The following is an 11,422-nucleotide window of genomic DNA, read 5'->3' on the forward strand; positions in this document are numbered from 1 at the left end:
TCAGATCACATCATCCAAAGCCGGAAAAAGTTTTTGAAGGGGGTCCAGGGGGAAACTTTTTTCAAAAAGTTTCCCCCTGGCCGCCGGAGGCGTCTTTTCTTTTCCTACCGAAACGCCCGGGTGACGAAGGTCCAGGCGGATTTCAGCACGCTGGCGACGCCCTTGCGCCGGCCCATCTCCATGAGGATCGACAGGCTCTGGCCGGGCTCGCTTAAGTATTTGAGCAGCTTCTTTTTGGCCACGCGGCGGGAGAAAATGGCGTACCAGCGGTCGATCTCGGCGGCCGGCAGGTCCGGATATCCCACCACGCAGGAGCCCATGCCGTCGAAGCTGGTCAGGTCCTTGGCCACCAGGTAGCCCTGTTCGCTGGCCCAGGCGTACATGGGCGTGCCGGGGTAGGGCACGGCCTTGGACACCTGCGCCGTGTCGGCGTCGAGTTCCTCCATGAAGGCCAGGGACTTCTTGATGGTTTCCTCGGTCTCGCCGGGCAGTCCCAGACAGAAGGTGGCGTGGGTGCGGATGCCGCATTCCCGGCACCATTTGACCACCTGCCGGCATTTGTCGAGGTCGAGCGGCTTGCCGATGGCCTTGAGGATGCCCGGATCGGCCGATTCCACGCCGAACTTCATGCCGATGCAGCCGGCGTCGGCCATGGCGAAAAGCGTCTCCCGGTCCACGAACATGGCGTCGCCCATGACGGTCCAGGGGATTTTGAGCCCGCGTTCCTTGATGGCGGCGCAGATGCCGAGCACGTGGGATTTTTTGACCACGAAGCTCTGGTCGTCGAAGTAGAACTGCTTGGCCCCGAAACGCTTGATGCAATATTCCATCTCCTCGGCCACTTTTTGCGGATCGCGGGCGCGGTAGCGCGGCGAGGCGTACATGATGTGGCGCTCCTGGCAGTAGACGCAGCCGCAGGGGCAACCGCGCGAGGAGACGATGTTGATGCAGGGCGAATAGAGGGTGAAGTCCGGGTAGATGGTGGCCGGGAAATCCTCGCGGTCGGGGAAGGGCAGGCTGTCCAGGTCGGCCAGGAGTTCGCGCCGGCCGGTGTTCACGACGTGGCCGTCCTTGCGGCACACGAGCCCCTGGATGTCGGAGAGGTCTCCGCGGCCGGCCATAAGCGCCTCGATGACGTCCTTGACCGTCATTTCGTATTCGCCGATGGCGGCGAAGTCGAGGCAGGGGTTTTCGGCCAGCAAGGCCTCGGCGGCCACGGTGGCGTGGTTGCCGGCCACGAGGACCCGGCAGCCGGTTTCCCGCTTGAGCCTTTCCAGAAAGAGCAGGTCGTCGGCCAGGGTCAGGGCGGCCAGCTCGGTGACGATAAGGTCGGGCTTGCGGCGTTTGACCTCCACGAGCATTTCGGCGTCGGTGAAGTCCATGACCACGCCGTCGAGGCCGGAGCAGGAGGCCTTGGTGTCACGTTTGCAGAGGGCCAGGGCGTAGGCCAGCCAGAAGGGGAAGGGATAGTAATCGACGGACTTGGCGTAGCCGATGGTCATGGGCCAGCGGGAGCCGGCCTTGATGAAGTGGCGGACCTTGCCGTCGGGATCGACCTTGACCCCGGCCAGATTGGCGAAAAGGACGTTCATGGGCGGACGATTCTCCTTTTGGACGGCCGCGCGCCGTCCCCGCGCGGCTCGTTATCATGGTCGCGGCAAAACCGAAAGGGAAGGCGGGGCGGTCGTTCTCGTAACGATAGGGTGAAATCTTTTCTGAGGAATATTTCTTTACTCAGGGGATCTGAATGATGCGTTATTTCAATAGATAAAAAGTTTAGGAAGGGGAGAGCGCGAGAGGGGAGAACCCTTTTCAAAGGGTTTCCCCTCTCGCACCCTCTTCTCCCTATTCGCAACCTACCGCAGTTCGCGCACCCGCACGTCGATGCCCGAATCCTTGAGCAGGGTCACGAGCCTGGCCGGGTCCGTTTCGCCGTAGTGGTAGGGATAGAGGACCTTGGGCTTGAACATTTGCGCCGCATCCGCCGCCATCTCCGGCGTCATGGTGTAGGGCAGGTTCATGGGCAGGAAGGCGATGTCGATGTTTTTGAGGTTGGCCATCTCGGGGATGTTTTCCGTATCCCCGGCCACGTAGACGCGCAGGTCGCCGAAGGTCAGGACGTAGCCGTTGCCCCGGCCCTTGGGGTGGAAGGGCGTTCCCGGCGAGCGCATGTGCTTGATGTTGTAGGCCGGCACGGCCGCGACGGGGATGCCGGCGGCGGTCGTTTGCTGGCCGTTTTCCATCACCGTGCCCCGGCCGAGCTTTTCCAGACAGGGGCCGGTCAGGACGATGGCTGTTTCCGGTCCGGCGATCTTGGCGATGGATTCGGGGTCCAGATGGTCGCCGTGCTCGTGGGTGAGCAGCACCAGATCGGCCGGGGGCATGGTTCCGTAATCGCCCACCTGGCCGAAGGGGTCCACGTAGATCTCCTTGCCGTCGTATTCGAAGCGCAGGGAGCCGTGGCCGATGAAAAAGATGCGCAACGGGCCGCCCGAGGTGGTGAACTCGTCGGACGCCGGGGGAGCCGCCACAGCCGGCACAGGCAGGCCGAAAAACGCCACGCAGGCGAGAAGAACGCATTCCGCCAGCATAAAAGACCTCCAGGGAAGGATATGCCGCCTTTTACCAACGTTCGCGGCGAAGGGGAAGGCGGCGCGTCATGCCCCGTTCGATGCCCGGCGCAGGCGGTAGCGGGTGGCCGGTCCCCGGCCGTCCTTGTCCAGGACGCCCCGGCCGACGAGGTCTTGCAGGTCGTGCTGGGCCGTGCGCTGGGGGATGTCGCCGCCGGCCTCCTGGTAGTCCTGGCGCGAGAAGACGCCGCGATCGAGCAGGGCGAGGAGGGCGGCGCGCTGGCGCTCGGACAGGGAGGCGTCGCCGAACGGATCGGGAGCGGGAGCGGGCGCGACAGGGGGCGCGTTTGGTGTTTGGCGCGCTTCCGGCGCGTTCGGCAGGGGCATTTCCGAGGGATGGGCCTCGCGCGTCGCGGCCTCGCGGCCGTCATCGACGGTCACTTCCCTGGCGCGCAGGGCCGCGATGAGCCGGTTGCAGACGCGCCCGAGCCGGGTGGTCTCGGCTCCGCCGCCCGGCGGTTCGAGTTCCCGCAGATGGCCTTCGTGGCGCATTTCCCGCAAGGCATCGGCAAGGCGCGTCATCGGCCGGGCGATGCGGCCGGACAGCACGACGATCAGGGCGGCCATGACGAGCGCCCCGACGACCGTGGCCAGAAAAAGAATGTTGCCCTGGTTGAACTGGGCCGCGCGCGGCAGCAAACTGCGGTCGATATAGATGATGCCGCCAACGACCTCGGGCTTGTCGCCCGGCGTGCCGGCAAAGCGCACCGGCGCGTAGCCGACGAAGTCGTCGCTGGGGGCGATCTTGGGCGGGCCGAAACCCGGTTCGGCGCGTTCCATGCCGGCATGCCCCTGGCTGATGGCCTCGATCATGCGCCAGTAGGCTTGATGGTCCGGGGCCGGGCGGAACGCGCCGTCGAAGCCGGGACTGCCCATGTCGCCGGAGAGCCCCGGTTTGACGCCGGCAACCGATATCTCGCGCGTCGGTTCCGCCAGGTCTTCGGATTGGAAGAGCATCCAGCCGTGGCCGTCCACGAAAATGCTTTGCCGGTTTTCCCTGGTGCGGCGAAAACCCAGGATCGGGGACTGGGGCGAGTTGTACAGCGACAGGATGTTGCGGACGGCCCGGGCGTCGACGGACAGGATGAGGAATCCGGCCGGGCGAGCGTCCGGCCCGGCCACGGGCGTGGTCAGGCGAAAAAGGGCCAGATTGCGCTGGCGCGGCTCGAAGCCGAGTCCCATGGGCGGATAGTAGACTTCCGTGAGGGCGGACAGGCTGGCCTGCCCCGTTTGCAGGGAAGCGGCCTTGCGGGAGAGCGTCAGGGGGCTGTTTTTAGCCCGACGCGCCACGTCCGGCGCGACTTCCGCCACCCGCCCGTCGCTTTTGAGCAGCACCAGGGGCTCGCCCGCCCCGGCCGGAACAAAGGTCGTTTCGGCATAGACCATCCCCCGGGCGGCGGCCGAACCCTCCATGAAATCATGCAGCCGTTCGCGGGTCACGGGCTTGTGGGCCAGGGCCACGGCATCCTCGCGGCAGCCGGTGAGCAGGGTTTCCAGCTCCCGGGCCTGGGCCAGTGTGAGGCTTAGGGACCCGCGCGCGATGGCCGTTTCCACGGACGAGTTGGCGGAACGCATGAGCAGGAGCCCGGTTGCGGCCAAAAGAACGATAACGGCCGGAACAAGGACGAGCAGAAGCGTTTGGAGGATGCTCCACGGCGTGCGCGGGGGGACATGGCGGTCGGTTGGGGTCTGACGCCCGGCCAGGCTGAAACGTCGCAGCATGGGACCTCCAGCGTCCATCCGTTTTGGCGGGATTGGCGCAATTGTTTTGCTTGGGCGCTATGTTGCGCAAATGCATGCCGCTTTTGTCAAGGCTGTTTCCTAAAATTCCGTGTCCATTGCACAAGGAATGCGTTGCGATGACGCGTCGGGTTGCGTGAAAAAGTGTGCTTTTCGGGGCTTGCGCGAATGGTTGCCTGGCGGCCGGTTTCCGTTTACAGGGCTCGCTTATGCCGCGACGAGTATCTTCGATATCCGCGAACGTGTTTCGAACCATGCCTGTTTTCACCGTACGCGCCGTTTTTCGGATGGGCGCCGCGCCGTGTCGTCCAAAAAGGCGGGCGGGGACGGGGGAGGCGGTTTGAACGAGGCCTCCCTGGTGCGGTTGCGCGACGGGCTCAGCTGGCTGGCGGCGGCGTTTTGCCTGTGCCTCGGCCTGGCTTTGGCCGACGGTTTCGTGGACAGCTCCCGCACCGGGCCGAACATGGTTTCCCTCTTGCCGGGCGAAACGGCCGATCTCTCCGGGCCGCTTCCCGCCGATATGCGGCATGCCTCGGACCTCGTCTTCGCCGTGGACCATCCCGGGATCGCCGTTGCCGTGACCGGGCAGGAGGCGGCGGGGGTTTTCGGCGACCGTGTGTGGCGGGCGACGGTTTCGGCCGCGCCGGACGCCGCCCCGGCTACGGGCACGGTGATCGTGCGCGAGCCCGGAGGCGATGCCAATACGCCGGAGCAGGCCTTCATTGTCCGCATTTTTGCCGACAAGGCTTCCCTGGACGAAGCCACCAATTCCCGCATCCGCCATCTCTTCGGCGTCTCGCCCATGGCCGTGGCCGGAGGATGCGCGCTTGGCGCGGCGCTTTCTGGCGTGGCCGTTTTCATGTTCTCACGGCGGTTGGCGGCGCTCCGGGCCGTTCGGGGCAACGCCGTGGTTTTCATGACGAAAAAAACGCCGGACGGGCTGCTCATCTCCTTTGGCCTCGGCGCGGACCACGGCCTTGCCCCCGGTTCGCGCGTGGCCGTGCACGATGCGGCGGGGAGGCCTGTGGCCACGGCCACGGTGGTGCGGTGCGCGCCGGACGAAGCCGCGGCCCTGGTGACGGGCGAGAAACGGGTCCTCCCGGGCAGCATCGTTACGAGATTTTTGAAGGAGGGAGCGAGAGAAGAAGGTGCGAGAGGGGAAACCCTTTGAAAAGGGTTCTCCCCTCTCGCGCTCTCCCCTTCCTAAACTCTTTAACGGTGATGCGTGCTGCATGGATAACACGCTGTCATTATGAAGAGTTTTTGGAGGGGCGGGGGGAGAGCCTTTCCGCAAGAAAGGTTTCCCCCCGGCTGCCTCCCCACCTTAGCCCATATTCTTGGCCGCGAAGTCCCAGTTGACGAGCTTGTCCAGGACGCCGGCCACGTAGTCGGCCCGCCGGTTCTGGTAATCCAGGTAGTAGGCGTGTTCCCAGACGTCGATGACCCACAGGGGCTTGAGGCCGTCCTGCATGGGATTGCCGGCGTTGCCGGTTTTGACCACCTTGAGTTTGCCGTCGCCGTCGGCCACCAGCCAGGCCCAGCCGCTGCCGAAAACGGAAGTGGCGGCCGTGGCCAGGGCCTTTTTACAGGCCTCGGCGCTGCCGAAGGAGGCGTCCACGGCCTTGGCCAGCTTGCCCGTGGGCGCGCCGCCACCGCCGGACTTGAGCCCGTTCCAGTAGAAGACGTGGTTCCAGGCCTGGGCGGCGTTGTTGAAGAGCGGCGTCAGTTTGGGGTCCTTGGCCGCGGCCAGGAAGACCTTGTCCAGGGGCTGTCCGGCAAGCGGGCTTTCCGCCACGAATTTGTTGGCATTGTTGAAATAGCCAAGCGTGTGCTTGCCGTAGTGAAAGCTTACGGTGCGGCCGGAGATGACCGGCTCCAGGGCGTTTTCCGGATAGGGCAGAGGCGGGGCGGCAAAGACCTCGGCGTGGGCTTGGCCGGGCAGGATCATGCCCCCGGCCAGGAGCATAAGCCCCGTGCCGGCGGCCAGTTTCAGGATATTGCGGCGGGAAAAAGACGTGTCGCACTGGGCGCGCATGACGCTCCTCCTTGGTTCGATCCGCCCGCATGGGGCGAAACGGCGCTTGGGGTCCGTCGGACCATACCGGGATGGCATGGTCCGACGGGGATTGGCGTCAGTATTGCCAGATTCGCAGCCAAAGGGGAACGGTCAAGAAACCATTTACCCTTACTTGTCGGCGGCCGGCGGCGCGATTTTGCCGGAAGTGTCCGGTTTTCCAGGCTGAACCGGTTTGACCGCGTCCGGGGCCGGTTTCGTTGCGTTGGGCGCGCGGCTCCCCTCGGGGTGCTGCTGCGGCGAATCCAGGGACCGGCCGTCGAAGTCGGGCGGCGGTGGCGGGAAACCGTCCATGCCGGGCGGCGGGGGGCGATGGTCGTCGAATGCACCGGGCGGCGGCGGCGGGGGGGCGAAATGCCCGAGGGCCTTGCGGCGTCGCTCGAGTCTTTTGAGGAGCGCCGTGAATTTTTCCTGCTGGTCCGGCTTGAGCAGCTTTCTGATGTCTTTGTTGCTTTTTTCGAATATCTTGTGGATTTTCGGCTCCTGCTCCTGGCGGACCTTGGCCAGGGCCTCGGCGGTACGCAGCACGATGGGGCGGAGTTTTTGCCGCTGCTCGTTGGTCAGGTCGAGATCGTCCGAGATGCGGCGCACCACCATCTCGGAGAAATGCCTGGGGTCGCCATGGAGCAGGGCCAGCCGTCCCCGCTCGGCCAGATACCGCGAGCCGAAAAAGCCTATCACGATCCCCGAGGCGAATAAGACGAGCCCGGCCAGGGCCTTGGTAGCGATTGCCTTCATGCCCGTGCCTTACACGCCAAGGAGGGAAACCAGCACCTGGCTGTTGGGGTCGAAAAACAGGAACCGTCCGAATTCATCTTCCAGGCCCGAACCGAAAAACAGGACGAGCAGCACCGTGGCGGCGGCCAGCATGCCGGCTCCGGCGGCCATGCGCCACAGGACGTTGTTGGTTTCCTCGGGTTCGGGCGCGGCCTTGATGGCGGCCAGCACCGCATCGGACAGCCGGGGATCAAGGGGAGGGCGCTCCCGGCGGGCAGTGTCATGAGCGGCCTTGAGCGCCGCTTCCAGGCGATCGATGCGCCGTGTTTCGTTTCCGTCCATGGATTCCTCCTTACGTGCCCAAAACGCCGCCTAACAGTCCGCGCAGTTTTTTCCTGGCCCGAAACGCCCGCACCTTGACGTTGGGAACGCTTATGCCGAGCATTTCCGCGGCTTCGGCCACAGGGCGCTCCTCCAGGTGCGTCAGCGTCACGACCATGCGGTCCGTGGGCGAGAGCCTGTCCATGGCCCAGGCCAAGAGTTCCTTGGCCTCTCGCCGCGAGGCGGTTTCCTCGGCCGCTTCGCTGCTTTCCAGCGCGGCAGCTTCTTCCACGAACGCCCGGCATTCGTCGGACAGTTCGCTCTCAGGCCGTTCCCGGCGCCGGTACTCCGCCCGCCAAAAGTCATGGCAGGTGCGCACCGCCACCTTGGCCAGCCAGTGGCCGAGGGGGCTGTCCCCCCGGTAGCCGGCCAGGGAACGGTAAGCCCGCACGAATACTTCGTGCGTCAACTCGCCCACCCTTTCCCGGGGAGCGTGCCCGGCGACGATGCCGGACACGCGCCCCTGGTACTTCGTTACGAGCCTGGCATAGGCGTCCACGTCGCCCGCCCGGATTTCGGAAAGGACCCGGGCATCCTCCATGTCCACCAACGCCTCGGCCATAACGCTCCGGAGTTTAGTTCGTCGGGCCAGCGTGGGTGTTGATCCAGTCATCGACCAACTCGCGGTCGGCATGGAAAGCTCCCCTTGCGTTGGGCGGCGGGGACATTTCCCCCTCGTCCCAATGCTTACGCTGCTCAGGCGTCAGCACGGCCAAGACCCTGGCCGTGACCTTTCCCCGCAACACGGCCAGCTCCTCGCCGGCGGCCGCGATCTTGCGGCTGGCTTGCCGGATGCTCTGCTCGTTGCCCGGATCGGTGCGCATGATCTTGCGCATGGTGTCGAACGCCTCATGCATGGCCCTGCCCGCCGCTTCGAAGGCCGACCGGTTCTGTTTGAGAATCACGGCGACTTCGTGCTTTTGCGCATCGGACAGGTTAAGCGACAACAGGCGCCCGAGCAATCCCGCCGGTCCGGGACCTCCCGGGCCGGGGCCCGCCGCCACGGCGTAGGCGGAGCCGGCCAGGATGACCAGGGTAAGTATTGCGTAGCACACTTTTCTCATGGGAATAACCTCCCGCTTGACGTGAACGGCCTTGGCCGTCCGTTTCGCGTTTGGTCGGTCCGGGCGGGCGGGGGGTTACAGGGATCGGCAGCGGGACGGACCGGTTGGCCCGAATTCGGGACGCGGGCTCGTTTCCCAACCCCAGCGTTTATGGGAAGAGGACTATGCTATCATTCCTAACAGGCCAAAAAGTTTAGGAAGGGGAGAGCGCGAGAGGGGACAACCCTTTTCAAAGGGTTTCCCCTCTCGCATCGCTTGTTGCTCATGCCTTTGGCCGTCAGGCCACGGTCACGTCCCGGCACAGGTACACGTCCTGGATGGCCTGGAGGAGTTTGACGCCTTCGGCCATGGGGCGCTGGAAGGCCTTGCGGCCGGAGATGAGGCCCATGCCGCCGGCCCGCTTGTTGATGACCGCGGTGCGCACGGCGTCGGCGAAATCGGCCTTGCCGGATGCGCCGCCGGAATTGATGAGCCCGATGCGGCCCATGTAGCAGTTGGCCACCTGGTAGCGGGTGAGGTCGATGGGATGGTCGGTGGTCAGTTCGGAGTAGACCCGTTTGTCGGTCTTGCCGAAGCCGATGGCGGTGTAGCCGCCGTTGCCCGTGGCCTGCTTCTGCTTGACCACGTCGGCCCCGATGGTGGCGGCGAGGTGGTTGGCCTGGCCGGTGAGGTCGGCTGCGGTGTGGTAGTCCACGCCGTCCTTCACAAAGGCGGGATTGCGCAGATAGGCCCAGAGGATGCAGGCCATGCCGAGCTCGTGGGCCCGGGCGAAGGCTTCGGAGACTTCCTGGATCTGGCGGCGGCATTCGGGCGAGCCGAAATAGACCGTGGCCCCGACCGCGACGGCCCCCATGTCGAAGGCCTGCTCCACAGAGGCGAAAAGCGTCTGGTCGTGTATGGCGGGGAGGGAAAGCAGCTCATTGTGGTTGATCTTGAGCAGGAAGGGGATCTTGTGGGCGTATTTGCGGGCCACGCTGCCGAGCACGCCGAGGGTCGAGGCCACGGCGTTGCAGCCGGCCTCGATGGCCAGCTTCACGATGTTTTCCGGATCGAAATAGGCGGGGTTGGGCGCGAAGGACGCCGCGCCGGAATGCTCGACCCCCTGGTCCACGGGCAGAATCGACATGAATCCCGTGCCGGCCAGGCGTCCGTGGTCGAGCATGGACGCCAGGGAGCGCACCACGGCCACGGGCCGGTCGGTCTGGACGAAGATGTCGTCGATATAGTTCGGCCCGGGCAGGTGGAGCTGTTGCTTGGGGATGGTCTTGCAGACGTGGGAGAGCAGCGGCTCGGCCTCGGTGCCGAGCAGCTCGGTAATCTTGTCGATCATGGTGGCGGCCTCCTTTGGCTGACTCTGGCGGAACATAGCGCGGAGTTACGGCCGGTGACAACGCAAAAACGCCGGCAGCGAGACACCATGCCCGCCGTGGCGGGGAAGCGGGCGACGGCGAGGCGACGGTTGGGCCACGTTTCGAGGCCGGATTACGCCTTGGCGGAGCCGCGCCGCCACCACTTAGCCAGGGTCACGCCGACCAGATTTTGCTCCAGGCTGAAAAGCGCTCCGGGCAGGGCGGTCTGGGCCGTGAAGTAGGCTTTGGCCAGGGCCACGCCGAGACCGGAATTCTGCATGCCCACTTCCACGGCGATGGCGATGCGGTCGGCGCGGCTGGTGGTGAAGGGGCAGGCTCCGGCGTAGCCCAGGGCGAATCCCGACAGGTTGTGCAGCGTCACCGCCAGGATGACCGCGCCGGGAAAGGCCAGCACGGTGTCGCGGTTGAGCCCCATCACACAGGCCACCACCAGGGCGATGGTCACCATGGACACGGCCGGGAACACGGCCAGGACGGGTTCCAGGCGTCGCCGCAGCAGCCGACGCAGGATGAGCCCGTCGAGGACCGGGAAAGCCACGATCCAGAAGACCGAGGCGGTCATGGCCCAGAAATCCACGTGCACCCTGGCTCCGGCCAGCCCCGCCACCAGGGCCGGCGTGACGAGCGGCGCGGCCAGGGTCGTGACAAGCGTCATGGTCACGGACAGGGCCAGATTGCCGCCGGCAAGGTAGGTGATGACGTTGGAGGCCGTGCCGCCGGGGCAGGCCCCGACCAGGATCACGCCGAGGGCCGCCGCCGGGGGCAGGTCGAAGATCCGGGCGAGCAGCCAGGCCAGGACCGGCATGACGCTGAACTGCAACAGCGCCCCGACGCCGACCACCTTCCAGCGCGGAAGCAGGCGGGCGAAGTCCTCGAAGGTGAGCGAGAGCCCCATGCCGAACATGATGACGCCAAGGGCCGGGGCGATGTAGGGCGCGATCCAGGTGAAAAGGCCGGGGACGACCATGGCCAGGGCGGAAAGGCCTACGGCCAGGGGCAAAAAAGCCCTTTCGACGCGTTGGGCAATGGAAATGAGCATGGGCGGCAGGTAGCCCGCCGGCAAAAAGCGGTCAAGTCGTCTGGGGGAGGGAGGGAAGGTCCAGGAAGAAGGATGCTTTTTTTTCGTTGGGGGGGCCGGGGAAAGGTGCGCGGACGCGCGGCGCATATTTGAAGAATACGCCTTCGCGCCGCGCACCCTCCCCCCGGCCCTGGACACACCGCCCATCGTCGGAAACAATGCCCTCGCAGCAGATTTCCAAGGCGGCCGATCAGCCACGCAACGAATTCGCAGGATTTGGCCGGCAGATCGAAAAATGCCCGCCACGCCACGCCACGCATACGCGGCGGCACTCCCTGTCCCGGTGGGATGGTCGTCGCTTGAGCCTCCCCCCCGTTGAAAGTTTTTGAAGGGGGGTCCGGGGGGAAACTTTTTTCAAAAAGTTTCCC

At 65.4% G+C, this 11,422-nt stretch carries 11 protein-coding genes; 1 reads left to right on the forward strand and 10 read right to left on the reverse strand.

The window, feature by feature from the left end; genetic code table 11:
- Positions 1-104: 104 nt before the first annotated feature.
- The 3 genes from DESFRDRAFT_RS03845 to DESFRDRAFT_RS03855 form a co-directional block, all read right to left on the reverse strand.
- Positions 105-1,592: a B12-binding domain-containing radical SAM protein gene (locus DESFRDRAFT_RS03845; protein ID WP_005991273.1), complete on the reverse strand. Its 1,488-nt coding sequence runs from the start codon at positions 1,590-1,592 to the stop codon at positions 105-107.
- A 264-nt stretch (positions 1,593-1,856) separates the two neighbouring features.
- Positions 1,857-2,591 (reverse strand): MBL fold metallo-hydrolase, encoded by a 735-nt coding sequence (locus DESFRDRAFT_RS03850; RefSeq protein WP_005991274.1) that lies wholly within the window; start codon positions 2,589-2,591, stop codon positions 1,857-1,859.
- 66 nt (positions 2,592-2,657) lie between these two features.
- The gene (locus tag DESFRDRAFT_RS03855; RefSeq protein WP_005991275.1) at positions 2,658-4,352 is read right to left on the reverse strand and encodes a HAMP domain-containing protein; all 1,695 of its coding nucleotides are present in this window, start codon (positions 4,350-4,352) and stop codon (positions 2,658-2,660) included.
- 358 nt (positions 4,353-4,710) lie between these two features.
- Here DESFRDRAFT_RS03855 and DESFRDRAFT_RS03860 point away from each other — a divergent pair, with 358 nt between their 5' ends.
- Positions 4,711-5,541 (forward strand): hypothetical protein, encoded by an 831-nt coding sequence (locus tag DESFRDRAFT_RS03860; RefSeq protein ID WP_005991276.1) that lies wholly within the window; start codon positions 4,711-4,713, stop codon positions 5,539-5,541.
- Between the two features lie 153 nt (positions 5,542-5,694).
- Here DESFRDRAFT_RS03860 and DESFRDRAFT_RS03865 read toward each other — a convergent pair whose 3' ends face one another.
- The 7 genes from DESFRDRAFT_RS03865 to DESFRDRAFT_RS03895 all read right to left on the reverse strand — a co-directional run bounded on the left by DESFRDRAFT_RS03865 (position 5,695) and on the right by DESFRDRAFT_RS03895 (position 11,015).
- Positions 5,695-6,405, reverse strand: a complete 711-nt coding sequence (locus DESFRDRAFT_RS03865; protein WP_005991277.1) for a superoxide dismutase — start codon at positions 6,403-6,405, stop codon at positions 5,695-5,697.
- Positions 6,406-6,555: 150 nt separating this feature from the next.
- A complete protein-coding gene (locus tag DESFRDRAFT_RS03870) occupies positions 6,556-7,182 on the reverse strand; it encodes a hypothetical protein (protein WP_005991278.1) in 627 nt (208 codons plus the stop codon).
- Positions 7,183-7,191: 9 nt separating this feature from the next.
- Positions 7,192-7,503, reverse strand: a complete 312-nt coding sequence (locus DESFRDRAFT_RS03875; protein WP_005991280.1) for a hypothetical protein — start codon at positions 7,501-7,503, stop codon at positions 7,192-7,194.
- Positions 7,504-7,513: 10 nt separating this feature from the next.
- Positions 7,514-8,104 carry an RNA polymerase sigma factor gene (locus DESFRDRAFT_RS03880; protein WP_005991283.1) on the reverse strand — a complete coding sequence of 197 codons (591 nt, stop codon included), beginning with the start codon at positions 8,102-8,104 and terminating at the stop codon, positions 7,514-7,516.
- 13 nt (positions 8,105-8,117) lie between these two features.
- Positions 8,118-8,606, reverse strand: a complete 489-nt coding sequence (locus DESFRDRAFT_RS03885; protein ID WP_005991285.1) for a Spy/CpxP family protein refolding chaperone — start codon at positions 8,604-8,606, stop codon at positions 8,118-8,120.
- A gap of 277 nt (positions 8,607-8,883) precedes the next feature.
- Complete coding sequence (locus DESFRDRAFT_RS03890; protein WP_005991287.1) at positions 8,884-9,936, reverse strand: class I fructose-bisphosphate aldolase; 1,053 nt, start codon at positions 9,934-9,936, stop codon at positions 8,884-8,886.
- A 152-nt stretch (positions 9,937-10,088) separates the two neighbouring features.
- Positions 10,089-11,015, reverse strand: a complete 927-nt coding sequence (locus DESFRDRAFT_RS03895) for a bile acid:sodium symporter family protein (protein ID WP_005991289.1) — start codon at positions 11,013-11,015, stop codon at positions 10,089-10,091.
- Between the last annotated feature and the right edge of the window lie 407 nt (positions 11,016-11,422).

The organism is Solidesulfovibrio fructosivorans JJ], from assembly GCF_000179555.1.
GTDB classification, from domain to species: Bacteria; Desulfobacterota; Desulfovibrionia; order Desulfovibrionales; family Desulfovibrionaceae; genus Solidesulfovibrio; species Solidesulfovibrio fructosivorans.